The sequence below is a fragment of the Gemmatimonadaceae bacterium genome (genome assembly GCA_036003045.1).
Classification (GTDB): domain Bacteria; phylum Gemmatimonadota; class Gemmatimonadetes; order Gemmatimonadales; family Gemmatimonadaceae; genus JAQBQB01.
In genome coordinates this window covers 1-25,880 of the sequence record DASYSS010000083.1, presented here as the reverse complement: position 1 = coordinate 25,880, position 25,880 = coordinate 1, and the positions used below count along the sequence as shown (strand labels likewise).

24 protein-coding genes and 1 rRNA gene are annotated in these 25,880 nt (G+C 66.0%); 1 reads left to right on the top strand and 24 read right to left on the bottom strand.

Annotated elements, in window-relative coordinates; all coding sequences use genetic code 11:
• Positions 1–26: 26 nt before the first annotated feature.
• The 18 genes from VGQ44_18440 to VGQ44_18355 form a co-directional block, all read right to left on the bottom strand.
• Positions 27–1,247: a Glu/Leu/Phe/Val dehydrogenase gene (locus VGQ44_18440; protein ID HEV8448819.1), complete on the bottom strand. Its 1,221-nt coding sequence runs from the start codon at positions 1,245–1,247 to the stop codon at positions 27–29.
• Positions 1,248–1,355: 108 nt separating this feature from the next.
• On the bottom strand, positions 1,356–2,438 hold the full coding sequence (gene lpxK / locus VGQ44_18435) for a tetraacyldisaccharide 4'-kinase (GenBank protein ID HEV8448818.1): 1,083 nt from the start codon (positions 2,436–2,438) through the stop codon (positions 1,356–1,358).
• Positions 2,431–3,099, bottom strand: coding sequence for a lysophospholipid acyltransferase family protein (locus tag VGQ44_18430; protein ID HEV8448817.1), 669 nt, complete (start codon positions 3,097–3,099; stop codon positions 2,431–2,433). The genes lpxK and VGQ44_18430 overlap by 8 nt, the downstream gene beginning before the upstream one ends.
• On the bottom strand, positions 3,089–4,225 hold the full coding sequence (gene lpxB / locus VGQ44_18425) for a lipid-A-disaccharide synthase (protein HEV8448816.1): 1,137 nt from the start codon (positions 4,223–4,225) through the stop codon (positions 3,089–3,091). The genes VGQ44_18430 and lpxB overlap by 11 nt, the downstream gene beginning before the upstream one ends.
• Complete coding sequence (locus VGQ44_18420) at positions 4,218–5,261, bottom strand: Gfo/Idh/MocA family oxidoreductase (protein ID HEV8448815.1); 1,044 nt, start codon at positions 5,259–5,261, stop codon at positions 4,218–4,220. Before VGQ44_18420 ends, lpxB begins: the two co-directional genes overlap by 8 nt.
• Positions 5,258–6,037: an acyl-ACP--UDP-N-acetylglucosamine O-acyltransferase gene (lpxA, locus tag VGQ44_18415; GenBank protein HEV8448814.1), complete on the bottom strand. Its 780-nt coding sequence runs from the start codon at positions 6,035–6,037 to the stop codon at positions 5,258–5,260. Before lpxA ends, VGQ44_18420 begins: the two co-directional genes overlap by 4 nt.
• On the bottom strand, positions 6,034–7,302 hold the full coding sequence (lpxC, locus tag VGQ44_18410) for a UDP-3-O-acyl-N-acetylglucosamine deacetylase (protein ID HEV8448813.1): 1,269 nt from the start codon (positions 7,300–7,302) through the stop codon (positions 6,034–6,036). The genes lpxA and lpxC overlap by 4 nt, the downstream gene beginning before the upstream one ends.
• Positions 7,299–8,387: a UDP-3-O-(3-hydroxymyristoyl)glucosamine N-acyltransferase gene (gene lpxD, locus VGQ44_18405; protein ID HEV8448812.1), complete on the bottom strand. Its 1,089-nt coding sequence runs from the start codon at positions 8,385–8,387 to the stop codon at positions 7,299–7,301. Before lpxD ends, lpxC begins: the two co-directional genes overlap by 4 nt.
• The gene (locus VGQ44_18400; GenBank protein HEV8448811.1) at positions 8,384–8,995 is read right to left on the bottom strand and encodes an OmpH family outer membrane protein; all 612 of its coding nucleotides are present in this window, start codon (positions 8,993–8,995) and stop codon (positions 8,384–8,386) included. Before VGQ44_18400 ends, lpxD begins: the two co-directional genes overlap by 4 nt.
• Positions 8,996–9,010: 15 nt before the next feature.
• The gene (gene bamA / locus VGQ44_18395; protein ID HEV8448810.1) at positions 9,011–11,428 is read right to left on the bottom strand and encodes an outer membrane protein assembly factor BamA; all 2,418 of its coding nucleotides are present in this window, start codon (positions 11,426–11,428) and stop codon (positions 9,011–9,013) included.
• Between the two features lie 80 nt (positions 11,429–11,508).
• On the bottom strand, positions 11,509–13,998 hold the full coding sequence (locus tag VGQ44_18390; protein ID HEV8448809.1) for an ATP-dependent Clp protease ATP-binding subunit: 2,490 nt from the start codon (positions 13,996–13,998) through the stop codon (positions 11,509–11,511).
• Between the two features lie 30 nt (positions 13,999–14,028).
• Positions 14,029–15,120: a protein arginine kinase gene (locus VGQ44_18385; GenBank protein HEV8448808.1), complete on the bottom strand. Its 1,092-nt coding sequence runs from the start codon at positions 15,118–15,120 to the stop codon at positions 14,029–14,031.
• Positions 15,117–15,611, bottom strand: coding sequence for a UvrB/UvrC motif-containing protein (locus tag VGQ44_18380; GenBank protein ID HEV8448807.1), 495 nt, complete (start codon positions 15,609–15,611; stop codon positions 15,117–15,119). The genes VGQ44_18385 and VGQ44_18380 overlap by 4 nt, the downstream gene beginning before the upstream one ends.
• A complete protein-coding gene (locus VGQ44_18375) occupies positions 15,611–16,417 on the bottom strand; it encodes an ABC transporter ATP-binding protein (GenBank protein HEV8448806.1) in 807 nt (268 codons plus the stop codon). Before VGQ44_18375 ends, VGQ44_18380 begins: the two co-directional genes overlap by 1 nt.
• Positions 16,414–17,670 (bottom strand): ABC transporter permease, encoded by a 1,257-nt coding sequence (locus tag VGQ44_18370; protein HEV8448805.1) that lies wholly within the window; start codon positions 17,668–17,670, stop codon positions 16,414–16,416. The genes VGQ44_18375 and VGQ44_18370 overlap by 4 nt, the downstream gene beginning before the upstream one ends.
• 16 nt (positions 17,671–17,686) lie before the next feature.
• On the bottom strand, positions 17,687–19,216 hold the full coding sequence (gene lysS / locus VGQ44_18365; protein HEV8448804.1) for a lysine--tRNA ligase: 1,530 nt from the start codon (positions 19,214–19,216) through the stop codon (positions 17,687–17,689).
• Positions 19,213–20,338 (bottom strand): peptide chain release factor 2 gene (prfB, locus tag VGQ44_18360; GenBank protein HEV8448803.1). Its coding sequence is split into 2 segments (ribosomal slippage): positions 19,213–20,265 and positions 20,267–20,338, totalling 1,125 coding nucleotides; the frame shifts between segments, so codons are not numbered across the junction. Before prfB ends, lysS begins: the two co-directional genes overlap by 4 nt.
• Positions 20,339–20,455: 117 nt before the next feature.
• A complete protein-coding gene (locus tag VGQ44_18355) occupies positions 20,456–20,776 on the bottom strand; it encodes a hypothetical protein (GenBank protein ID HEV8448802.1) in 321 nt (106 codons plus the stop codon).
• 493 nt (positions 20,777–21,269) lie between these two features.
• Between VGQ44_18355 and VGQ44_18350 the strand changes: the two genes are divergently transcribed.
• Positions 21,270–21,509, top strand: coding sequence for a hypothetical protein (locus VGQ44_18350; GenBank protein ID HEV8448801.1), 240 nt, complete (start codon positions 21,270–21,272; stop codon positions 21,507–21,509).
• On the opposite strand, the gene VGQ44_18345 is transcribed toward VGQ44_18350, so the two are convergent.
• From VGQ44_18345 to rrf, 6 genes are all read right to left on the bottom strand, one after another.
• Positions 21,502–22,557, bottom strand: a complete 1,056-nt coding sequence (locus VGQ44_18345; protein HEV8448800.1) for a GGDEF domain-containing protein — start codon at positions 22,555–22,557, stop codon at positions 21,502–21,504. The two genes, VGQ44_18350 and VGQ44_18345, sit on opposite strands and share 8 nt — an antisense overlap.
• A 138-nt stretch (positions 22,558–22,695) precedes the next feature.
• Entirely contained in the window at positions 22,696–23,550 is an 855-nt protein-coding gene (locus VGQ44_18340) for a hypothetical protein (protein HEV8448799.1), read from the bottom strand.
• A complete protein-coding gene (locus VGQ44_18335) occupies positions 23,550–24,509 on the bottom strand; it encodes a PorV/PorQ family protein (GenBank protein ID HEV8448798.1) in 960 nt (319 codons plus the stop codon). The genes VGQ44_18340 and VGQ44_18335 overlap by 1 nt, the downstream gene beginning before the upstream one ends.
• 56 nt (positions 24,510–24,565) lie before the next feature.
• Positions 24,566–24,739, bottom strand: a complete 174-nt coding sequence (locus VGQ44_18330; GenBank protein ID HEV8448797.1) for a Trm112 family protein — start codon at positions 24,737–24,739, stop codon at positions 24,566–24,568.
• Positions 24,736–25,617, bottom strand: coding sequence for a GTPase Era (gene era / locus VGQ44_18325; GenBank protein HEV8448796.1), 882 nt, complete (start codon positions 25,615–25,617; stop codon positions 24,736–24,738). The genes VGQ44_18330 and era overlap by 4 nt, the downstream gene beginning before the upstream one ends.
• Positions 25,618–25,756: 139 nt before the next feature.
• A 5S ribosomal RNA gene (gene rrf / locus VGQ44_18320) occupies positions 25,757–25,873 on the bottom strand.
• Positions 25,874–25,880 lie beyond the last annotated feature (7 nt).

Below are 25,880 nucleotides of genomic sequence, written 5' to 3'. Positions count from 1 at the left end.
AACACCACCGGCACGCCGCCGACGCCTTACGCATAAATGCCGCGCAGCCGGTGCACCGTGGCCACGCGGCTGATGGAAAGCATGTACGCCGCCGTGCGCATGTTGACCTTGTGCTGCTTCGACAGGTGCAGCACGTCGGCGAAGCTTCGACACATGATGTCGTGCAGGCGCTCGTTGACGGTGTCCTCGGTCCAGAAGTAGCCGCCGCGATCCTGCACCCACTCGAAGTACGAGACCGTGACGCCGCCGGCGTTGGCAAGAATGTCGGGGATCACGAAGATTCCCTTCTCGTCGAGGATCGAGTCGGCACTCGCCGTCGTCGGGCCGTTCGCGCCCTCACAGATGATCTTGGCGCGGATCTTCGCGGCATTCTTGCTGGTGATTACGTTCTCGAGCGCCGCGGGGAGCAGCACGTCGACGTCGGATACGAGCAAATCATCATTCGAGATTTGGTCCCCGCCGTCGAAGCCGTCGAGCGAACGCACGCGCTTCACGTGCTTGATCGCCGCCTCGATGTCGAGGCCGTTCTGGTTGAAGTAGCCGCCGGTGCGGTCGCTGATCGCGACGATCTTGCACCCCTCGCGCGACAACAACTCGGCCGCGACCGAGCCCACGTTGCCGAATCCCTGCACCGCGACCGTCGTTCCCTGGATCGGCATGCCGAGGTGCTTGAGCGCCTCGCGCGTGACGATCATGCAGCCGCGGCCCGTCGCTTCGCGACGGCCAAGCGATCCGCCCATCTCGATCGGCTTGCCCGTGACGACGGCGGTCACCGTGTGACGCATGTGCATGGAGTAGGTGTCCATCACCCACGCCATGACGCGTTCGTTCGTGTTGACGTCGGGCGCGGGCACGTCGGAATCGGGGCCGAGCGTGTTGATGATTCCCGCGGTATAGCGGCGCGTGAGACGCTCGAGCTCGCCGGCGCTCATCTTCAGCGGGTCGCACACCACGCCCCCCTTCGAGCCGCCGAACGGAAGGTTCACCACGGCGCATTTCCAAGTCATCCACGCCGCCAGCGCCTTCACTTCCTCGATCGTGACGTTCAGGTCGAACCGGATGCCGCCCTTGGCCGGACCGCGAGAGGTGTTGTACAACACGCGGTGGCCGATGAACACTTCGACCTCCCCGTTGTCCATCATCACGGGGACGGAGATGGTGATCTGCTTTTCGGGGTGTCGGAGGACTTTGTAGAGGCCCGGCTCGAGATCGAGCAGGTCGGCGGCGCGGTCGAACCGCGACATCATGGCCTCGAATGGATTTTCTTCGTTGAGGAACCGGTCTTTATCCGGTCGGACGATTCTATCGGTGGGGAGTCGGAGATCGGTGACCATGTGGAAGCAATCAGGCCGGCGTCAGCCGGCGACCTGAGAGGGCGTTCGGGGGGTTCGGGACGTTCGCGCGCGCACGACACCATCGAGCACGGAGTCCAGGCCGCCGACGCCGCGCTCGACTTGCACGTCTTGAGAAACATACCACAACGGCGGTCCAAGGCGAGGCCAACGCGCGGCGAGTTTGACCGCGTCCTTGAGCGTGCACAACACCATGTCGACGTGCTTCAGATCGCGCGCGACTTCGGCGACTTCGCGGTCGGTGAACGCGTGGTGGTCGGGAAAGAGTCGCGCGTCGACTTTCGGGTTGAAGCGCGGACCGAGCGCGCTCACTTGTGACACGAATGCCGTCGGATCGCCGATCGAAGCGACGACGCCGATGCGGAGCCCGGCGAGCGCGAACAACGAGCGCGTCTCGCTGCGGTCCATCGTGTTCACCAAGTCGAGTGGAACGATCCGCACCGACACGCGCGGCACGATCGGCGCGACCGTCGCCAGCCGGTCGTGTACGCGATCTACCGCGTCGTCACACGAGGCCTTGCACGTCACGACGACGAGCGTCGCGCGCCGAACCGCGTGCAACGGTTCGCGCCACGGACCGGCGGGCAGCAGCCGAACGTCGCCGGCCCCTCCCCACTGGTCGGCGCTCACCAGCACGATGTCCACGTCGCGCGCGACGCGGCGATGCTGGAATCCGTCGTCGAGCACCGCGATGTCGGCGCCGTCCGCCGCCGCGCGTTCCACCGCGGCCAGCCGATCGGCCCCGACGATCACCGGGACGGATCGGTTGAGCGACCGATGCACGAGCGGCTCGTCGTCGCCGTAGCCGCGCAACACGATGGCCGGTCGCGCGCCGCGCGCCGCCAAACCGCGCGCGATCCACGCCGCGACCGGCGTCTTCCCCGTCCCGCCGACCGTGAGATTCCCGACGCTCACGACGGAGATCGGCGCGCGGTGCGTGCGCAGCCATCCGACGTCGTAGAGGGCGTCGCGCATGCCGACGGCGCCGCCGTAGACGAGCGACGCCGGCGTCAACAGCGTTCGCGCGAACGCCGACGCGGGGTCCTTGCCGTACCAGAGCTGCTCGAGCGCGAGAGGATCAGCCATGCGCCACGCGCTCCGTCGCGGTCATGGTCTCGGCGACGCGATCCACCGCCCCCGCCGCCTCGCGAGCCTCCACCGCATCGACGTACAGGGGATCGCTGTACGCGATGGTGATGCGGCTGAACGGCCGCGGAATCTCGAACCGATCCCACGTCGACAGCCGCCAGGGAGATCGCGCGTGCGCGACAGCCGCGATCACCGGGGCTCCGGTACGATGCGCCACGATCGCGAGGCCCGGAGCGACGCTGCGCGCCGGGCCGCGCGGGCCGTCGGGCGTGATCGCCACATCGCCGCGCTGCTCGATGACGCGCGACGCCTCCAGCAGCGCGCGAGCCGCGTTGCGCGACGTCGAGCCGCGCACCGTGCGAAAGCCCAGTCGCTCGGCGATGCGCGCGATGATCTCGCCGTCGCCGTGCTCGCTGATCATCACTGTGACGCCCTCATTGCGATGATGATACAGCAGCGCGAGGAGATGGCCATGCCAGAGCGAAAACACGATCGGCTGCTTGCCGGCGCGACGTTGGCGCACCGGCTCGTCGTGGCGAATTCGAATGCGCCAGGTCGCGCCGAGAACACGGACGAGCCAGGTTCCCCACCACGCGATGCGCGCGATCCGCCGCTCGGCGCGCGCGTCGGCCGCGGCCCGAGGCGCCTCAGTGGCCATCGGGGGCCCGGTCGGCGAGGGACAGCGCCATGTCGGCCACGCGGCCCGCCGCGCCGGGCTGTCCAAGTGACGTGCGGACGCGAGCGAGCCCTTCGATCATCGCGCGCCGCTCGGCGCTGCCGCGGTCGAGCAGCGGCGCCAGGGCGTCGGCGACTGCCGGCGGCTGAAAGGCGTCCTGCACGAACTCGGGCGCCACACGGGTCCCCGCCACGACGTTCACGAGACCGATATTCGAGATCTTTACCAAACGGCGAGCCGCCGCATAGGTGAGCCGGCTCGTGCGGTACGCGACCGCGAGCGGACACCCCGCGACCGCGGCCTCGAGCGTCGTCGTGCCGCTCTTGCACAACGCGGCGTCCGCGGCGCGCAGAATCGCGAACGACGCGGACCGCACCGCCGGGAACGGGCATCGGCGTGGATCGAGCTCGACGTGCGGCGCCGCGCTGACGACGACCTTCAACGACGGATCGCGCCGTTGCAGCTCGCGCGCGGTTTCGACGAATCCGTCCAGATGACGACGAATCTCCTGCGCCCGGCTCCCCGGGAAGAGCGCGAGCACGCGAGCGTCGTCGCCCAATCCCAGGTTTCGGCGCGCCTCGCAGCGATCGGGAAGCTGATCGAGCCGGTCGAGCAACGGGTGGCCGACGAAGGTCGCGTCGATGTGGTGCGCGCGGAGCAGCGGCTCCTCGAACGGAAGAATCGCCGCCGCCTTCGTCACGGTCTTCGAGAGGCGCTCGAGTCGGTCGGCACCCCACGCCCACACCTGCGGCGTGACGTAATAGAGCACCGGAACGCCGGCAACCGCGGCGGCGTCGGCGACCTTCATGTTGAACGTCGGATAGTCGATCAGCACGACGAGCGCCACGTTGCCGCTCTTGATCCGGCGCTCGAGGTTCCGCAGCAGCGCCCAGTGCTTCGGCACGTGCTCGAGCACCTCGATGAAACCCATGACGGCGAGCTGCTCGACGTGCTCGACGAGCTCGACGCCGGCGGCGCGCATCTCGTCGCCGCCGATGCCGACGGCATGGAAGCGCGTGGCCGCACCGCGCGCCACGAGCTCACGCATCACGCGCGCCGCGTGCAAATCGCCGGAAACTTCTCCGGCGACGAACAGAATCTCACGCACGAATGCCTGCCGTGCCGGCCAGCGCGTCGCTCGACATCACGCCCGTCGGCATTCCGCCGAGTCGCGGGCCCGTTCGTTCGATGTCGTGGACGATCGTCAACGCCACGGCCAACGCTTCGCGGCCGTCGTCGCCCGTGACGGGCGGCGGCCCGTCTCCGCCCACGGCGCGCACGAACGCCTCGAGCTCGAGCCGGAGCGGCTCTCCCTCGGACGCGTCGATGGCGATGCGTTCCACGTACGATTCGATCGCCTGCGCGCCACGCGCGTCGCGCACGAGCGCCGCCAGGTCCACGTCGCGCCGCAGACGGTAGATCTCTCCCGTGCCCGCGGCCAAATCGAGTGACAGGTACCCGCTCTGCTGAAAGATGCGGAGCTTGCGCATGCGTTCGCGCGACACGCGGCTCGCCGTGATGTTGGCGACCGCGCCCGAATCGAACGTGAGCCGCGCATTCGCGATGTCGACGAACGGCGTCAGCACCGGCACGCCGACCGCGGCAACCGACGCCACCCCTCCGCCGACGAACGTCCGCACCAGATCGATGTCGTGGATCATCAGATCGAGCACGACGGCCACGTCCGACCCGCGCGGATTGAACGGCGCGAGCCGGTCGCTCTCGATGAAACGCGGCGATTCGACATACGGCAACGCGCCGCGGACGGCGCGGTTGAATCGCTCGATGTGCCCCGTCTGAATCACCGCGCCCGTACGCTTGGCGATGGCCAACAGCGCATCCGCCTCGTCGAGCGTCGCCGCGATCGGCTTTTCGACGAGCACGTGCAGTCCGCGCTCCAGCGCGGGCGCCGCGACGGCGAAGTGCGCGGGCGTCGGCACCGCGATCGTCACCGCCGTCACCTGGTCGAGCAGCGCCTCCAGCGACGCGAACGACGTCACCCCGAGCTCGGACGCGACCGTCGCCGATCGGGCCGAATCCGAATCGTGAAAGCCGACGAGCGTCGCGCCCGGAACGTCGCGCAGGATTCGGGTGTGATGAAAGCCGAGCGCTCCCGCGCCAACCACGCCGACCCGAATCGTCATCCCACCACCGACCCGCGGTCGCTACGGTCGAAGAACGCCAGGAACTCCTTGATCTCCGGATACGCGTGCAGCTCCGCCGCCGCGCGCTCACGCGCCTGCGTCAGGTTCAGCCCCGACTTGAAGAAGAGCCGGTACGCGCGCTTGAGCTCTCGGCGTACTTCCTCAGGGATTCCGTTTCGCTCCAGCCCCACGCTGTTGAGACCATAAAGCTTGATCGGGTTGCCGACCGCCTTCACGTACGGCGGAACGTCTTTCGCGACGCGCGAGCAGCCGCCGATGAAGCAGTAGCCTCCGATCGTCGCGAACTGGTGGACGGCGACCAGCCCGCTCAAGATCGCCTTCGAGTCGATCGTCACGTGGCCGGCGAGCTGCGTGCCGTTCGAGATGATCACACCGTCGCCGATATGGCAGTCGTGCGCCAGGTGCACGTACGACATGAGGAAACAGTTCTTCCCCACCGTGGTCTTGAACGAGTGCGTCGTTCCGCGATTGATCGTCGTGTACTCGCGGATCACCGTCCCGTCCCCGATCTCGACCGTCGTCGGCTCACCTTTGTACTTGAGGTCCTGCGGATCGCCGCCGATCACCGTGCCCACGCCGACCTTCACGTCGCGCCCGAGACAGACGTTTCGCTCGAGGACCGCGCGCGTGGCGATCACCGATCCGGGGCCGACCGTGCAATTTTCGCCCACCATCGCGAACGGTCCGATCTCGGCGTCGTCGGCGACGGTCGCCCTCGGATGGACGATCGCAGTCGAATGAATCGACGCGCTCATTTGTCGCGCACCACCGCGCCCATTTCGGCTTCGCAGACCACCTGGCCATCCACCTTCGCGATGCCGGACATCTTGCACATCATTCCTCGCACCTGCAGCAGCTCCAGCTCGAAGCGCAGCTGGTCGCCGGGCCTCACCGGCCGGCGCCACTTCACGTTGTTGAGCGATGTGAAATACACGACCTTCGACGACGGGTCCGGGACGGAACCCATCAGCAACATTCCACCGACCTGCGCCATCGCCTCGATGATCAGCACTCCCGGCATGATTGGATGTCCGGGGAAATGCCCCTGAAAAAACGGCTCGTTGATCGTCACGTTCTTAAGGCCGACCACGCGCTTCTCGTCGATCTCGAGGATCCGGTCCACGAGGAGAAAGGGATAACGATGCGCCAGCGCCTTCATGATGTCTTCGATTTCCATCACGGCCTTTTCTCCTCCCGTCGCGGCGTCTTTCATTGCACGAACCAGTTGCACGGTCCCACGGTGACTGGGCTTGACCGCCGTGACGTGGGCCCGCACCCGCATGCCGGCGAGCGCGAGATCGCCGAGGCAGTCCAGCGCCTTGTGCCGCACGAATTCGTCGGGCCACCGGAGCGGCGAACCGAGAACCGCCGTCTCGTCCAGGACCACGGCGTTGTCCAGCGACGCCCCTTGAATGAGCCCCTTCGAGCGAAGGGCGTCCACCTCCCGCATGAAGCCGAAGGTGCGCGCCGGACCAATCTCCGTCGCGAACGCGTTGTGCGCATGGTGGTACGAGCAGCGCTGGACCCCGATCATCGGATGCGGGAAGTCGATCGTGACATCCAGCCGGAGCTCCGACGCCGGCATCACCTCGTAGCGCGACTCTCCGTCGGCGAACGACAGCGGCTTGCGGAGCGTGAGGTAGCGGACTTCACCCCGCTGCTCGAGCACGCCGGCCGACGCGAGCGCTTCCACGAACGGCGCCGCGCTGCCGTCCATGATCGGCGGCTCCGGGCCGTCGAGCCGAATCTCGACGTCGTCGAAGCCGCAGCCGGCGACCGCCGCCAACACGTGCTCGACCGTGTGCACCGACACGGGGTCGGCTCCGAGCTGAGTGTGGCGTTCCGTGAGCAGCGCGTGTTCGGCAAGCGCCGGGATCGTCGGCGAACCCTCGAGATCCATGCGCCGGAAGGTGATTCCAGCGCCGCTGGCCGCCGGATGAAACTGCAGGCAGCACGGTTCCCCCAAGTGCAGCCCGACCCCGTCGAGCGACACCGGGTGAGCAATCGTGCGACGATTCATTTTGTATCGGGCGTGGACTCGAGCAGGCGCTCGATTCGGCGAATGAGGCTGGGAAGTTTGAAGAGCGCGGCCTGGGCCCGAAGCGCTTCCTTATGAGGGCGCGCCGGGTATCCCGACCACGTTTCACCGGCTGGAATATCGCCAAAGACACCGGCTTGCGCAGCAAGCACCGACTTGGCGCCCACCGTATGATGCCCCGATACGCCTACCTGGCCGAGAAGCATCGCGCCGTCCTCCACGCGGACGGATCCGGCGATGCCGACCTGCGCCATGATCAAACAAAACTTCCCGATGCGGACGTTGTGCGCGATCTGCACCAGGTTGTCGATCTTGGTCCCGGCGCCGACGACGGTATCGTCGATGCTCCCGCGATCGATTGTCGAGTTGGCGCCGATTTCCACGTCGTCCTCGATCAGGCACCGGCCAACGTGCGGAATCTTGAGATGTGCGCCGTCCTTCTGCAGGTAACCGAATCCGTCCGAACCGATCCGCGCGCCGGCGTGAATGATCACGCGGCGCCCGATCCGCGACCCGCTATAGACCGTCACCGTCGGGTAGAGACGGCAGTCGTCGCCGACCTCCACCCCTTCGCTGATCACCGAGTGGGCGCCGACGACGACGTTGTCGCCGAGAACGACGCGATCGCCAAGGATGGCATAGGGACCGATCGAGACGTTGCGTCCCAGCCGCGCCCCTCGGCCGATGACGGCGGTCTGGTGGACGCCCTGCGCCGCGTCGGCTCGCCGATGGAACCGCGGCAGGAGCGACAACAGCGCCTCTTGCGGGCGTTCGACCACCACACGGCTGGCCACCTGCCCCGGGGCTTCGGCCAGCTCCGGTGAGATCAGCACGATGCCGGCCCGCGACGCGGCGAACGCCGGGGCGTACTTGGGCGCTCCGAGGAAGCTCAGATCCGTCGGCGATGCACGGTCCAGCGGCGCGATCCCGGAGATCGAGACGGCGGGATCGCCTACCAACCGCCCGGAGACCGCCTCCGCAATGGCCGCGGCGGTGAGGACGACTCCGCCCTCACCGCCGTTTGTCTTGTTGGATCGCCCCGCCCCTTCAGGCGAGTCGGCCGTCACTTCGCCGGCGGCTTGGGCCCCGGACGCGTGACACCGGCCGGACCCGCAGGCGCGCCTGCCTTCGTCGCTGGTATTACCGGCGCTTTCGTCGCGCGCAAACGCGAGATCGCTTTGTCCGTGATGTCGAGATTCTTGTCGGCCGAGACGATCGGCGTTTGCCCCGGATCGTTCATGAGAATCATCGCGTAGTTGCCTTCCTCGCGCAGATCGTCGAGGACTTTCTTCACCATGTCGGTGATCGGCGCCAAGACTTCCTGCTTGCGCTGGTCGTACTGCTGCTGGAACTGCGAATTCTTGGTCTGCAGTTCCTGTTCGAGCGCCTGGAGCGCTTTCGACTCCTTGTCCTTGTTGGCAGCGGTCATCGTCGGCTCGTCCTTCTGGAACTTCGTGAGCCGCGCGTTCACCGAGTCCTGGAGCTTGGAGAGCTGCGCCTGGAACGCGTTGCCTTCACGCGTAAGGATGGCCGTCGCGGAATCGCGCCCCGGTGCCGCTTCCATGAGCGCCGCCGTGTTGACGAAGGCGATCTTCGTCGCCTGGCCTCCCCCTAGCGCGGCCAGACCAACTGTCGGAACAAGCGCGATCAGGGCCGCGCGGACGATCGAGTGCATTAGAAAACTCACTTTTTAGAAGATGTTCCCGAACTTGAAGTGCACTTGCCAGCCCGGCGCAGGCTGCCCCGCCGCGTTGGTCTTGTCGAACCCGTATCCAAAATCGACTCCGAGAGGACCCAGTGGCGTCACCAGCGACGCACCGACGCCCGCACCCCGGAACAGCTGGGTCGGGTCGAAATCGCGCGGACGCTCCCAGAGGTTCCCGGCGTCGTAGAAGGCGTCGAAGTAGAGCTGCTGATTCATGCGGATCCCAAGCTCCGCCGTCCCCCGGAAGAATGCGTTGCCGAAGGACGTCCGCTGTGCCTGAAGCTGATCGGCGTTCGGCAGGTAGCCGAACGGAGTGATCGAGAACTCCGGATAGCCGCGGAGCGGCTCGCCGTACTGCACGCCGCCCATGCTGAACGACTGCGAGACGAAGAACGGACCCGGATCGCCGAACACCGCGCCGGCCCGCGCCGTCAGACCGAAGACCACCTGCGCCGGCTCCGCCCCGATCGCCTTGCCAAGCGTCGCGATCGGCGTGTAGCCGTGCATCTCCGCCGTCATGCGCTGGAAGCTCGCCGTGCCGCCCAGCGGTCCGCCGTTCAGTTGCAGCGAGAGGTTCTCGTGCACACCGGCCACGGGGAACGGCATTCCCAATCGCGTGTCGTGGTCGAGCTGCATTCCCAGAGTCGATCGGAAGCAGCCGTTGCATTGGATGGTGGCGACCAAGCCGTCGCCGCCGTATTTCACGTGCTCACCGCCGTAGCTCGTGTAAAACCGCGTCGACCGCGAGTTGAACACCGGGAAGCCGAACTGCAGCTGGCCACCCGTCGTGACCGACTGGCCGATGTCGCGGATGATGAAGCGGGACTGCTGGTGGTACGCCGAGATGGTCCCGGACACGTTCGACTGTTTGATGCGCGGATCGCTGTAGCTCAGCGAGAAATCTCTGATGTACTGGCCGAACTGCCACTGCAGCGAGCCGCGCTTGCACTCGCCGAAGAGGTTCGGCTGGTCGAACCCGATGAATCCGCCGACGCCGGTTCCCTGACCCACCGAGGCGCCGAAGTTCACGTTTCCGGTGCGCTTCTCTTTGACGTGGAAGATCAGATCGATGTCGCCCTTGTCGTTGATCGGGCGCGTCTCGGGCACCGGCATGTCCTGCTCGAAGAACCCGAGGTTGGCGATGTTGCGATAGCTGTCGATGAAGCGCTGCTTGTTGAACACGTCGCCCGGCACGACGAACAGCTGGTCGCGAATACACGTCTCGGTCGTGACGTCGTTGCCGAGGATGTCTACGCGGTTGATGATGGCCGGCGTCCGCTCGTCGATTTCCCAGCGCAGGTCGACGGTCGGGACCGAGTCGGGGCCCGCCTTGCGGCGCTCCACGACGGGGGCGATGGTCGCGTAGATGTAACCCTGATCTTCATAGGCGTCGCGGACGCGGTCCGTGGCGGCGTCCCACGCCGACTGGTCGAAGACGCCCTTCTGCGCGCCGCGGCCGACGAGCCCCTTCACGGCTTCGCCCATCGTCTTGCTGCGCGGACCGAAGGGATAGAACAGCGCGAGCTGGTCGCTCGAGAAGACTTTCGAACCGTTGACCTCGAAGCTGCCGATGCGGTACTGCGGTCCTTCCTGCACCGTCAGCCGCACGAGGGCTTTTCCCTCTTTCCGGTCGACGATCAGGGTGTCCTTCACCACCTGCGCGTCGATGTAGCCGTGTGCCGCGTAGAGCTGCGGGATCGACTTCGAGATGTCTTCGTTGAACTTGTCCTGGTCGAACTCACCCTTCTTCCACCAGAAAAAGCCCTCGGGGCTGGTGCTCATCGCGCCCACGATCTCTTTGGCGGAAAGCGCCTTGTTTCCTTCGACCTGGACACCCGAGATCGCCAGGCGTCGCCCTTCGTCGATCCTGAAAACGAGAGTGGTCGCGGCCCCGTCCTTGACGGTGTCCACGACCACTTTGGCCAGGAAATACCCCTCGGCTTGATAGAGCGAGTCGATCCGCGCGACGTCCTTCGCCACCTGGGCTGGGTTGATCGGCTTCCCGATCAGGATGTCCACCCGGTCCTTCACCGACGATGGCGACACCTTGTTGGCGCCGACCACCGATACCTCGCTGAGAATCCGGCGCTCCGTCAGGTTGAAGACCAGGACGGTCTTGCCGTCGATGGTCTCGCACGTGGCGGTTCCGTTCGGCTCGAAGTTGTTCGTGGCGTAGAGGTTCTTGAGCGCCTGCGTGACGACCCGGCTGCTGATCGCGGTCTTGGGTTGGATCCCGATATCCGACCTGACGTCGGCTTCCGGAATCCGCGACAGGCCGCGAAATGCCACGCTGTCGGGGGTCGCGCAGGTTCCGGTCGTGCCGGTAGACGGCTGTTGGGCGCGGACGGCCGGAACGGCCACGACCACGCCGATCAAACTGGCTAGGAGACGCGCACGTCGCATAATCCCGCAATATACACAAAAAGCACCCGGTCAGGTCCCGCAAATAGCGGGCACCTGCCGGGTGCAAGGCTTGAATTTCTTTACGCTTGTGTCGAGCCGGTCAGTACGCGGAAGTCCAGGTGCTCGCCGTCGGCCGCGGCATCGACCTCCAGCTCGTCGCCGCGTGAGAACTCGCCCATCAGAATCTTTTCCGACAGCGGGTCCTCGATGAACTTCTGAATCGCCCGCTTGAGCGGGCGCGCGCCATACTGCTCGTCGTACCCGTGCTTCACGAGGAAGTCGGTCGCCGTCTCGGTCAGGCGGAGGCTGAGATCCTCCTCGGACAGCCGGCGGCGAATGTCCTTGAGCAGCACGCCCACGATCGAGGCGATGTGCTCGCGGCTGAGCGGGTGGAACACGATCACGTCGTCGAGGCGGTTCAGGAATTCCGGGTTGAACACGTTCTTCAACTCGTCCCGCACCTTTTCGGCGCGCCGCTCCCAATTCGCCTTGTCGTCGCCCGACGTGAAGCCGAGCGCCTTCGACTTGCTCAGATCACGCGCGCCGACGTTCGACGTCATGATCACGACCGTATTCTTGAAGTCGATGACGCGGCCGTAGTTGTCGGTGAGGTGCCCTTCATCCAGCACCTGCAGCAGGATGTTGAACACGTCCGGGTGCGCCTTCTCGATCTCGTCGAGCAGGATCACGCTGTACGGCTTGCGACGCACGGCCTTCGTGAGCGTGCCCGAATCCTCGTAGCCGACGTAGCCCGGGGGGGCGCCGATGAGACGCGACACGGAGAACTTCTCCATGTATTCGCTCATGTCGACGCGGATCAGAGCGCTCTCGTCGGCGAACAGGAACTTCGCCAGCGCGCGAGCCAACTCCGTTTTGCCGACGCCTGTCGGGCCAGAGAACACGAAGCTCCCGATCGGCCGCCGCGGATCCTTGAGTCCCGCGCGGCTGCGGCGGATCGCTTTCGAGATCGCCTTGATCGCCTCGTCCTGGCCGATCACGGTCTCGTGAAGCTCGTCTTCCATTCGAAGCAGCCGTGAGGTCTCGGCCTCTTGCAGGCGCGTCACGGGAATTCCCGTCCACCGGCTGACGATGAACGCGATTTCCTCCTCGCCGAGCACGGGACGGTGCGACTGCCGCCGCGCTTCCCACTCGGCCTGCTTCTGCTTGATGCCGCCCTGAATCTCGCGTTCCTTGTCGCGCAGCGACGCGGCGCGCTCGAAGTTCTGGTCGCGGACGGCAGCTTCTTTTTCCGTGTTCACCTTCTCGAGATCGGCCTTGAGCGCCGCGACTTCCGGCGGCGGCGCCTGGGCAGCAAGGCGCGCCCGTGCACCCGCCTCGTCGATCACGTCGATCGCTTTGTCGGGCAGGAACCGGTCGGTGATGTAGCGCTCCGAGAGCTTCGACGCCGAAACGAGCGTGATGTCCGGGATCGTGACCTTGTGGTGGTCCTCGTACTTCTTGCGGAGGCCACGCAGGATCTCGACGGTCTCATCGACCGACGGCGGATCCACGATCACGGTCTGGAAGCGACGCTCGAGCGCGCCGTCCTTCTCGATGTATTTACGATACTCGTTGAGCGTCGACGCACCGACGCACTGCAATTCTCCGCGTGCCAACGCAGGCTTCAACATGTTGGACGCGTCGATCGCTCCTTCGGCAGCACCCGCGCCGACGAGCGTGTGCAGCTCGTCGATGAACAGGATGATCTGCTTGTTCTGCGCGATCTCGTTCATCACGGCCTTGAGGCGCTCCTCGAACTGGCCGCGATACTTCGTGCCGGCGATGACGGCGGCCATGTCGAGCGACAGGACGCGATGGTCGCGGAGCGACTCGGGGCACTCGCCGTTGGCGATGAGCTGCGCGAGTCCCTCGACGATCGCCGTCTTGCCGACGCCTGGTTCGCCGATGAGCACCGGATTGTTCTTCTTGCGGCGCGTGAGCACTTCCATCACGCGCTGGATTTCTTTCGAGCGTCCGATCGTCGGATCGAGCTGTCCTTCGGCCGCGAGCTGCGTGAGATCGCGGCAGAAGTGATCGAGCGCCGGCGTCTTGGACTTCTTCTCGCCCTTCGGCGGGGTCTGCGCGGGCGCGGTGCCCGCGGGTTGCTGGCCGCCTCCCTGAGGCATCTCCGTGCCGAGGATGCGCAGTGTCTCGGCGCGGGCGGCGTCCAAATTGACGCCCGCATCGGTCAACACTTGCGCCGCAATCCCCTTTTCCTCACGGAGAAGCCCAAGGAGGAGGTGTTCGGTTCCGACGTAGCTGTGATTGAGGTCGCGCGCTTCGGCCATCGCCAATTCGAGGACCTTCTTGGCGCGCGACGTATACGGGAGATCGGGGCCGGTGGTCTGCCCGGCTTTGCCCTTCTTGACCGTCTCCTCGATCTTCTGCTGGATGTCGTCCAGCTCGACGCTGAGGTTCTGGAGCACCTGGGCGGCGACTCCTTCACCTTCGCGAATCAACCCGAGCAGAATGTGCTCGGTGCCCACGTACTCGTGGTGCAGACGCGCGGCTTCCTCGCGGGCCATTGCGAGGACCTTGCGTACACGCTCGGTGAAGTTATAGCCGTTCATTTTCCCCTCACATCGGGGTGACCGCCATGGTCACCCAACAGAGCCCGTTTCATCTTCCAGCGCTCGTCGCACGTACCGCGCGCGCGCCAAGTTGGTTTCGCTTTCCGTCAACGCCCGGCCACCGCCTTCTGCGTACGCCAGGTGTGCGGCCTGCGAAAAGATCAGGAGCTTGTTGAGGGTATATACACTTAGCGAGGAGATCAGTTTCAGCCCGACAGCCAGCCGAACGCCGCTGAGGTAATTCATCGCCTCGTCGAAAGTGAGGCTGCGTGCGTATCGAAGCGTGCCGTATGCGCGCCAAAGCTTGTCCTCGATAATATAACCCGCGTCTCGTAGCAGAACACGGCGAGCTTCCGCCTCTCGTTCGACGACGTGACCGACCACGCGCAACAGTTGGTCGAGCAATTCCTCCTCCGACCGTCCCAACGTGGTCTGGTTGGAGATCTGGAAGAAGTTGCCAACGACCTCGCTTCCCTCCCCATATAGTCCCCGGTAGGTCAGCCCCATCTGCTGAAGGCTGTTGAGCACCTTGGCGATCTCTTTGGTGAGAACGAGACCGGGCAGGTGAATGAGGACGGAGCCCCGGAGGCCGGTACCCACGTTGGTCGGACATGCGGTTAGAAAGCCGAATTCTCCGTGGTACGAGTAGGGCACCCGTGCGCCCAACTCGCGATCCAGCTTGTCGATCGCGGCGTACGCTTCTTGTAATGCAAATCCCGAGCGCAGCGATTGGAGGCGAAGATGATCCTCCTCGTTCACCATGACGCCGAGGCCGTCGGCCAAAAAGACCGCGGCCCCCGTGCGAAGCGGGTGCGGCGGCTCCAGCCCCGCGAGCTCCTTGCTCACCAGGTGGCGTTCGTGCAACAATGATCGAGCCGTCGACGGCAGCTCGTCGAGGCGGTACATGACCGAATCGCTCATCGCCGGGATCGACGTCACCGCCTCGCGCACCTGCGAGAGCACGCGAAGCCGCTCGCCGTCGCGCGCCCGACCGGTAAAGGCGTAGCCCTCGACGTTTCGCGCCAGGCGAATGCGCGTCGACAACACGATGTCCGAATTCTTCCCCGACGCGTCCAGCCAACCGACGCCGCCGTCGGGCAGCAACGAAAGATCCACCGTCATTCCATCACCCGAATCTTGTCGCGCAGATCCGCCGCGAGCTCGAATTGCTCGCTTTCGATCGCCCGACGAAGCCGCTCACGAAGTTCGCCGATCGCCGCGACGCGCTCGAGCGCTTCGCCGACCGGCGGCCGATACACCCGCCCTACGTGCCGGTGGTTGCCCTGGACGCGCCGCAACAGCTCTCGGATCCCCGCCTCGAAATTCGAGTAGCACCGCGCGCATCCCCACCGGCCCGTGGTGCGAAAATCCGCCATGGTCGTGTTGCAAAACGGGCACCGCGGCGATTCGCCGGACGTCAGCCCGGTGAGCGCGACCTGCTGCTGCACGTCGTGCAGGAACTCACCCAGCGGGTGATTGGGCGCCGCCGCCGGCGTCTCGACGCCGCGCTCCGCCGCGCACTTTTCACAGAGATGCAGCTGGTGCACGGCATTGTCTTCGATCGTCGTCAGATGCACCGCCGCGTCCCGCTCTTTGCAAACGTCGCAGACCATCAGGGAACGACCTCCCGCACGTCGGTCGGCGTAAGACGCCCGTCCTCCAGCAGCAGGGTGCGGTCCGCGCGCGCCGCCAATGACCTGTTGTGCGTCGCGATCACCATCGCGATCTCCAGGTCGCGCGAAAGCTCGACGAACAAGTCGTGCAGCCGTTCGCTCGTCATATGGTCGAGGTTGCCCGACGGCTCGTCTGCCAACACGACGGCCGGATCAATGGCCAGCGCGCGCGCCACGGCGCTGCGCTGCTGCTCTCCTCCTGACAGCTCAGATGGCCGATGCTGCATTCGCGCGCCGAGGCCGACGCGCTCGAGCAACTCGGCCGCGCGCTTGTGCGCGCGACCCTCGTCCCATCCGGCGATGCGAAGGGGCATCGCGACATTCTCCAACGCCGTAAACTCCCGCAACAAGTGATGAAACTGAAACACGAACCCGACCGACCGGTTCCGAAGCGACGAGACCTCGAGATCGCGCTTTCCGGCGAGCCGCCGGCGGGCCCGTCGCTCGCGGAACCGACTCACCCGCGTCTCTGAAGTGGAACTGCCGCGCTCGGATGAAACGTCACTCCCGGCGCGGGCGCGCGACGCCGGCAATCGGATGCCGTTGATGAAGACCTCGCCGCGCGTCGGCTCGTCGAGCGCGCCCAGCAGATGCAGAAGCGTGCTTTTCCCCGCACCGCTCGCCCCGACCACGGCCACCATCTCGCCGCGGGCGACTTGCAGGTTCACGCCGTCGAGGACGGTGATCGTGCCGCCGTCGCCGCCGCGGTATTCCTTCCCCAAGTCCACAGCCTCGAGCACCATCATTCGTGCCGGATCGCCTCGACGGGATACAGGCGAGCTGCCTGCAACGCGGGATACACCGTTGCCAGCGCGGCCACCGCGAGGCTCGCGACGACGATGAGCGTCACATCGAGCGGCTGGGTCGCGACGGGCAAATGATCGATGAAATATATGGTCGGGTCGAGAGCGATGAGCTTGTTCCGCCCGATGATGATGGCCGCGGCCAACCCGACCACGAGCCCCGCGCCGGTCCCGACCACGCCGATGACCAGCCCCTGCGCGAAGAACAGGCGCCGAATCGACCGCGCCGGCATTCCCATCGCCCGCAGAATGCCGATCTCACGCGTCTTGTCGGTCACGACCATGACCAGCGTGCTGATGATGTTGAAGGCGGCAACCAACACGATGAGCAGCAGGATCACCGTCATCCCCAGCTTCTCCAGCTTGAGCGCGCTGAACAGCTGGTTGTTCTGCTGATGCCAATCGAGCACGCGCAGCGCGCCGAGGCTGTCGATCAACTGTTGCGCGATGTCCGGAGCCACCCATCGAGTCGGCGTCTTGACTTCGATCCCGGTGACCGCGTTGCCGAGCTGCGCCAGCTGCTGCGCCGTCTCGAGCGAGACGATGACGTACGAATTGTCGTACTCGTACATCCCCGTGTCGAAGATGCCCGTCACCTCGAGCTGCATCGACTTGGCCGTCGGGTACCCGGTGACCGGATCGATGTGCTTCTGGTCGATGCTGAGCAAGGTGATCGAGTCGATGCCCGGCGTGACGTTGAGCTTTTCCGCCAGCTTCGAGCCGAGCACCGCGCCGCGATGCTGCCCGTCCGCCGTCTCGAACCGGAAGTTGCCGGCCGTGGCCCGCTGGCGAATCGTCGTCACCTCGGGCGCGTTCGGTCCTTCCGGGGGGAGACCCTCGACAAACACGCCCTCCATGTACTTGTGGTGTCCCGCGAGCACGAGCGCTTGCGTGTGCACGAACGGCCCGGCCGCGACCACGCCCTTCTGGCGACGAACCTTGTCCAGCACCGAATGCCAGTCGTTCATCACGAGATCTTCGCCGAAATTCATCACGCGAATGTCCGGGCTGCCGATCAGGATCTTTTCCCGTAGATCCGTCTGCAGACCGTCCATCACGCCGATGATGACGATGAGCGCGCTCACCGCCACCGTCACGCCGAGGATCGCGATCGTGCTGATGAGCGAGAGCAGGCGGGATCCCCGCCGGCTGCGCATGTAACGCCATGCGATCGAGAGCTCGAGACGGGTCATCATGGCGCGAATACCGGCATCACTCGGGCCGCAGCGTGGGAAAGAGGATCACGTCGCGAATGTTCGGCGTGTTCGTGAGGTACATGAATAGCCGGTCGACGCCGATGCCAACGCCGCCCATGGGCGGCATCCCGTACTCCATCGCTCGCAGATAGTCTTCGTCCACGCCGACCGCTTCTTCGTCGCCCGCAGCGCGCAATGCGGCCTGCGCCTCGAAGCGCCGCCGCTGGTCGATCGGATCGTTCAATTCGCTGAACGCGTTCGCCATTTCGCGGCCCCGCGCGAACAGCTCGAACCGTTCGGTCAGCCCTGGGTTGCCGCGCTTCGGTTTCGCGAGCGGTGACAACTCGACCGGATAATCCACCACGAACGTGGGCGACACGAGTTTTGATTCCACCAGGGTTTGGAACATCTCGTCGAGGATTTTCGGCCGACTCATGGATTCCACCTTCTGTACGCCGGCACGACGCGCCGCGTTCCGTAATTCCTCGTCGCCGAGCGCCGCTGCGTCGACCCCCGCCCCGAGCGCGCGGTTGAGCGACGGGAACCATTCGACGCGCGGGAACGGCGGCTCGAATTCCGGGACCGGCTCCGAACCGTGCTCCACGGCGCCTTCGGTGGTAGGCGGCGACCAGACCGACTTCACCGCGGCGGCCGCCCGCGTCACCAGCGTCTCGACGCGCGTCATCATACCCGCGTAGTCGGCGTACGCCTCGTAGAACTCGAGCATCGTGAATTCCGGATTGTGCGTCCGGTCGATCCCCTCGTTCCGGAAATCGTGGCCGATCTCGTAGACCCGGTCGAACCCGCCGACGACGAGCCGCTTGAGGTACAACTCGTCGGCGATGCGCAGATACAGCGGCATGTCCAACGTGTTGTGGTGTGTCGTGAACGGCCGCGCCAACGCCCCACCGTAGAGCGGCTGCAGCACCGGCGTCTCGACTTCGAGGTAGCCCCACTCGTCGAGCGCGCGACGAAATTCGGCGATCATTCTCGACCGCGCGCGGAACAACGCGCGAACCTCGGGATGCACCGCGAGGTCGGCGTAGCGCTGCCGGTAGCGTTGCTCCGCGTCGGCGAATCCGGAGTGGCGAACCTTCACGCCGCCGACCTCCTCCTCTTTGCCGAATGGCAGGGGGCGCAGCGATTTCGCCAGTAGACAGACGTCGGTCACCCGCACCGTCACTTCGCCGGTGCGTGTCCGAAAGAGCGGCCCCGTCACGCCCACCACGTCGCCGATGTCGAACAGCTCGAGCGTCGAATAGACCTGATCGCCCAGCCCGTCCTTCTTGAAGTAGAGCTGAATGCGGCCACTCTCGTCGGCGAGGTGCGCGAACGTCGTCTTGCCGTGCGCGCGCCATGCCACGATGCGCCCCGCGACGCGCACCACATCGCCCTCTCCCTCGTGACCGGCCGGATGCAATCGCACCGCCTCGGCCGCATCGTGGGTGCGGTCGAATCCGTACGCGAACGGCTGTACGCCACGCTCGACGAGTGCGTCCAGTTTCTCGCGCCGCGCCCGACGGACGAAGTTCGTTTCGTCGCTCACGCCGCCGATGCCCCGCTGCCGTTGCCGCCGAGTGAGGTGAGATACGCTTCGACGAACGGATCGATGTCGCCGTCCATGATCCGCTGTACGTCGGGAATCTTCAGTTCAGTGCGGTGGTCGTTCACCATCGTGTACGGCTGGAAGACGTAGCTGCGAATCTGGTTGCCGAAGCTCACGTCCGATTTCGTCGCGTCGAGCTCCGCCTTCTTTTTCGCCTGCCGCTCCGCCTCGAGTTGATAGAGACGGTTCTTCAGCATCTTCATCGCCGTGCCTTTGTTCTTGTGCTGCGACCGCTCCTGCTGCGACGACACGACGATGCCCGTCGGAATGTGAGTGAGACGCACCGCGGAGCTCGTCTTGTTGACGTGCTGTCCCCCCGCGCCCGACGCACGGAAGACGTCCATCCGAATGTCCTCGTCGCGGATCTCGACGTTGATTTCCTCGTTGACCACGGGATACACGAACACCGACGCGAAGCTGGTGTGCCGTCGCGCCTGCGCGTCGAACGGCGAGATGCGCACGAGCCGATGAACCCCGATCTCGGCCTTCAGAAAGCCGTAGGCGTACGAGCCCTTGATCTCGAGCACCGCCCCTTTGATCCCGGCCTCTTCGCCCTCGCTCATGTCGAGGATGTCGATGGTGTAGCCTTTTCGCTCGGCCCAGCGAGTGTACATCCGCATCAGCATCGACGCCCAATCCTGCGCCTCGGTGCCGCCGGCTCCCGCGCTGATCTCGAGCTGCGCGTCGCGGTGATCGTCGGGTCCCGACAACAGCGAACGGAGTCGGAACGCCTCGATCTCGCGCCCGAGCGCCGAGATCTCCCGATCGAGCTCGGATATCATGTCGGCGTCCGGCTCGGACTGCAGCATTTCTTCCAGTTCGCGCGCGCTCTCGATTCTTCCGGCGATCGCGTCGAACGGCTCGACCCAGATCTTGACCGCCTTTATTTGTTGCACCGCGGCCTGCGCCGCCTGCTGGTCGTTCCAGAACCCGGGCGCCGCCATGCGCTCCTCGAGCGAACGAAGCATCTCGCGCTTCGCATCGAGGTCAAAGGTACCTCCGCAGCTCCGCCAGTCGCTCAGCGTATTGCCTGAGCTGGCGTGCTCGCTCGCTTTCGGCCATCGATCGTTCTCCCCCGGGTATGAGACGAGCCGTCCCGCGGTCGCGACGGACGGCTCGCATGTCAAACTCACACCTGTCAACCTAGCGCCACATTCCTGACGGCGCAGGCCCGTCGCATCAGAAGATGCGCTGGCCTCCGGCGAGAATCTCGTTCAGTGCGTCCTGAAAGTGCGTCGTCGATTCGGCGAAATCGCGACCGACCTGCTCGACGTACTCTTCCTGTGATTTCTTGATCTCTTCACGAAAGAGCTCGCGCAACGTTCCGTCGCGCAGCCCTTCGTCGCGACGTTGCGGGAAGTACGTCACGAGATCGGACACGAGCGCGCGCGCCAAACGACGAGCCTTCGCGTTGGGGTCGTTGGCGAGAAACGGATTGATCGGCGCGCGCGTCGGCGTCGACGGTGAGGAGCCGCCCTGAGTTGCGGGCTGTGCCGGCATCGAGCCGGACGGGCGAGGCGGGATCGCGCCTCCGGCCGGCCCCGACGGCGGAACCGGTCGCGCCGGAACGATCGGTGTCGCGGGTCGAGCCGGCGTACTTTGCGCCGGCCGCACCGCCGGGCGCGGCCCCGCCGGTGGCACCGGCATCGCGCCCGAAGGCCGCGGTGCGATTGGCGGACGCTGCGTTCCGGCGGGCCCGGCGAAGGGCGGCTGCGTTGGACGGGCGGAGACGGGCGGGGTCGCGGGACCACGCGCCGCGAAAACCACCGGACGGGACGCCGGAGCCGACGGAGTCGGCGATGACGCGGCTGGGGCAGCTGGAGGCGCCTGCGGTGCCGACGCCGGAGTCGGACGTTGCTGCGGCGCGGGCGGCGGCCGAGTCGCGGGTGCGGGAAACGGAATCGCCGACGGCGCGGCCGCGGCTGGAGGTACGATCGCGGGTCTCGCCGTCGAGGGAGTTGGCGCAGCGGGCGCCGGTCTCGACGGAGCGACGGTGGATGAAGCGGATGCCGGCGCCGGCATCGGCGCAGCAATCGGTGTGGGGATCGGCGCGTGTGCGGCCGGCGACACGGCCCTCGCGATCGGCGCGAACTCCTCTTCGATCGGAGCGCCCGCGCCGACGATGATGACGCCGCCGCATACGGAGCATCGTGCGCGAACGCCGCCCGACGGAACCTTGGTCGGGTCGACGCGGAACACCGAGTTGCATTCCGGACACGAAACGTTCACTTGATCTTTTTTCCTCCACTTTCGGATCGCGCGTTTCCTTCTCCGCTCCCCCCCCCGCCACCGCTCGCCGCGCCGCCGTGTGACAGCGCCCGCTCCGGCTCTCCAGGGCGCTCCGTCACGGCGTCGGTGCGACGGTCGATCGAATACACCGAACCGGGCAATGTCTTCGCGTAGCTCTTCATCTCGGTCGCCAGCGCGCTCACCTGCGCCGCGTGACCGAACCGGCGGCGCTCGTTGGTCACGACCCCGATGGAGACGGTCATCAATGGTACGCGGTGAAGCTGGCCGCGGCGATCCTTGCCGAAGAAGTACCCGGCTCGCCGGTCCTGCTCGGAATACTGATACGGAATCAGAGTATCGAAGATCGAAACGATTTCCTCGCAGACGTCGTTCACGTCGGGCAGCGGCACGATGAAAATGAAGTCGTCGCCGCCGATGTGGCCGACGAATCCGTGCTCGTGACACTGCCCCTTGACCACATCGTGCAGGATCTGCGCGAGAATCCTGATGACGCGATCCCCCTCGTGATAGGAGTATCGGTCGTTGAACTCCTTGAAGTGATCCAGGTCCGCATAGCACGCCGCGAACAAGGCCCCGGACTCGAGGCGCCGGGCGATGTCCGCCTCGATTTCCACGGCGCCCGGCAAGCGCGTCGACGGGTGCACGTAGAGGTCGCGGTCCGATCGCCGCAGGAGCGCGGCCAACCGCACGTCGACCTCGGCCCGCGGAACGCCCTCGCGAATCACCTCGTCGGCGCCGGCCTCGAACGCGGTTTGGAATACGGCGGGGTCGTCCACCGTCAGCACCACCGCCGGCACGATGCCCGTGTACGAGTCGGATTTGAGCCGGCGGAGCGCGTCCAGGATCCGTGCGGTGGCCTTGCGCGCGTCGAAGACGACCACGCGCGGACGGCTGCGAAGCGCGATCGACATCAACGTGTCGACGTCCGCCAGCGCGACGACGGGGACGTCCAACGCCTCGAGCCACCGGTCGACCGGCTCGAGCGGAGCGGCGCCTTCGCCGGAAAACAGAATCGCGCTAACGGTTGCCACTCTGTTGCGTTGTCGGCGGGTTGGAGCGGCTAGCGAAACGCGCCTCCTGGCGGCGCGGGCCTCGAATCAAATCAAACGAAGACGCGCGGACAGTTCCAGCGCCCGCGCGGTTCAAGCGCGCTACTCGGCTGAAACCGGTCACCAGCGCGCGCTCGCACTGAACGACGCTCCGGGCCGTCCGCCCCCCCCTGCCTCCGGACGAATTTGCAGCCGGAACGTCGCGAAGGCGTCGACCATGCTGAGTACGTGGTTCGCGGCCAAGAAGATCAGATCCTGGACCGCGGCGTGGGAGGCGTCGTTGCGCTTGTCGGTCGTTCGGATGAACTGGTCGTACTGAAGCTGCGCGTTTCGCCACGACCACTGAAAATTGGGCTTTACCGCCTGCGATTCGTACGCCGCCAACGCGGCGCTGGTCGTGGCATTCGTGGCGAGCAGTTGTTGCCACAGATGGCCGTTGTACGTGAGCGTATCCGTCTCGGGAATGACCGACCCGTTGTTGGCCATCGAGTAAACGCCGCTCTCGAGAAAATCCCGCATGTTTTCGTAGTAGGTCCAGTCGCCGTCGGGCGGCGCGCTCGAGAAGTGGGACCGCGCCACCGTGCGCGCGATCGCCTTGAACGCCGATTCCTGCTGCGATTGCTCGCGCCAGCTCTTGCTGAACCGCCACCAGCCGACGATCTCCGCGGCCGTGTAGATGATCGAGCGATCGTTCCCGAGGGCGAATTGTCCGCTCCCCGGAAGGATCGCCGACGCCACCGGCGCGAATCGCCGAACGCGGAGATCCTCGATGCGCGGGCTGCCGCGGCGGATGGAATCCGGCCCGGTCTTGAACGTGGAATCCGTCGCAGGCCGCTCGGCGCGCGTCACGCCGGCCGGCATCACACCGCCGACCGCGTCGGCGACTTGCGCGCGAAGCGAAGCTCGCGCCGCCGAAAGGGCGACGATCGTGGCGATTCGCGCGCCTAAACGAGGAAGTGACAGCATGCTCGGCATCAATAGAGATATCTCAACGCGACGTACGTCGGCGTCACGCCGGACTGCTGGCTCACGTCGTTCAGCATTCGCGAGAAGTCGATCTGGAGCTTTCCGGTGGAGATGCCGGCACCAAACGTGAGCCCGGACCCGGTCGCGCCGTTCACGACATAGCCCGCGCGCAATTGATAGCGTTCCTTGAACGATAGCTCGCCGCCGAGGTTGAGCCCCGGCGTGCCGGCGTCCGAGAGGCGCCACACGAGATCGGCGGCCGCTCGCACGCGTACATCCTTCGGCAGCTGCCCCCATTTCGGCGCGGCCGCGGCGCCGAGATACAAACGGCCCGGGAGCGCGTCGGCCTGCGGCGTGTCGTTCACCTGCAGCTTGAAGCCGACGTTGCGAACCGCGGCCCCAAGCGTGAGGAGCGAATCGCCCGTCACGAGATACTGGGCGCCGAGGTCGAGCGCCCCCGTTTGCGGCGACGCCGCGTTACCGATCGTGAACGAGCAATCGCCGGTGCACGGGAAGCCGACGCGAAGGAGCTTTGCCGTGAGCCCGATCGCCAAGCGGTCGCCGAACGGCGCGGCGAACGTCGCCGCGACGATCGTGCCCGTTTGCGCGAACTTGCCCGTGAGCTGTTGCGTCGAATCGGTCGCGTCCTGCTCGCCGTAGTTGAGATAACGCAGGCTCAGTCCGACCGCGCCCACTCGCGGCACCGCGTAGATGAAGGCCACGCCGGCGTCCGCGCCCGTTTGTGTCGCGAGCGTCTGCGTGATTTGCATCGACGCTTCGCGCGGCCCGCGCGCGATCAAGGCCGGATTCCACCAGAGCGCGTCGGAGCCGACGGCGATCGCCGTTCCCGCCTGGCCCATGCCCACGGTACGCGCGCCGATCGGCAGCAGAAAATCCAAACCGCCCTGCGCGCCGTTCCCGCTCTGCGCGAGCGCGACGCGGTGCATGGCGGCGACGAGCAACGACACCAACAGAGGGCGGCCGCGGCGCAACGACAGCCGGCGACACGCGGAGACCAACAGCTTCAGAACGGCGTCGCCTCGTCGATGAGCATCACTGGAATCCCGTCGCGCACGGGGTACCGCAGCCGGCACTTGTGACACACGAGCACCGATTCGTTCTCGACGAATTCGAGATCGCCCTTGCACTTCGGGCAGACGAGAAGGGCGAGCAGTTGCTCGGGGGGGCGCACTGTCATGGAGATCCGTCCTCGGGAATCTTGTAACCAAGCCGCGCGAGCGCGCTCGGATTACGTCGCCAGTTCGGTAGGACCTTGACCCACAGGTCGAGGTAAACGGGCGACCCCACGAGCGTCTCGATTTTCCGGCGGGCATCGCGACCGATCGCGCGAATCCGCCGGCCCCCCGAGCCGATGAGGATGCGCTTCTGACTTTCGCGCTCGACATGGAGGACCGCTCGAATGTACACCGGCGTTTGCGATTCTCGGAACTCCTCGATGACGCACGCCACGCCGTATGGCAACTCTTCCTCGAGCTGCTCGAAGGCAGTCTCCCGCACCAGCTCCGCCGCAAAGAATCTCACTGTTTGCGTGCTGAGCTCGTCTTCCGGGTACAGAAAGGGGCTCTCGGGAAGGAGCGATGCCAGCCTCGCGGTCAGGTCGTCGATTCCTTGTCCGTTCGACGCACTCACCAGCGCCGCGTCGGGGGCCTTCGCCGCGAGCTCCGCACGGGCCGACGCGGACAGGAGATCGACCTTGTTGAGCGCCCGTACGATCGGTACGCGAGGCGGGCGGTCGAGGCCCGCCACCTCGGCCAGCGGTTGGGGCTCGCCATCGGTCGCGTCGGCGAGATAGAGGATCACGTCCGCGTCGGCCAGCGCGGCGAGCGCGGTCGCGCGCATCGCGCGCTGAAGCGCGTAGCGAGGATCGAGGAGTCCGGGCGTGTCGAGAAGGACGATCTGCGCTTCTGGGGTCGAGTGGATGCCGACGATGCGGTCGCGGGTGGACTGCGGCTTGGGACTCACGATCGCCAGCTTTTCGCCGACGATACGGTTGAGCAGCGTCGACTTTCCGGCGTTGGGTTTCCCGGCGACGGTAACGATGCCGGCGCGTGGCATGCTGTCGTGAGGAGGATGCTGGGGAGCGAGACGAATGGCGCGCGGGGTGGTGCGCGACGAGGGTACGAAAATACAAATGCCTCAGCGGAAAGGCTGAGGCATTTGAAGGTCAGCGACCGAGCGGTCGGAGACCAGGGGGTGCCGGCGACGGCCTACTCTCCCGCGCTCTCGCGAGCGGAGTACCATCGGCGCTGTAGGGCTTAACGATCGTGTTCGGAATGGGAACGAGTGTGGCCCCTACGCTCTAGTCGCCAGCGAAATCG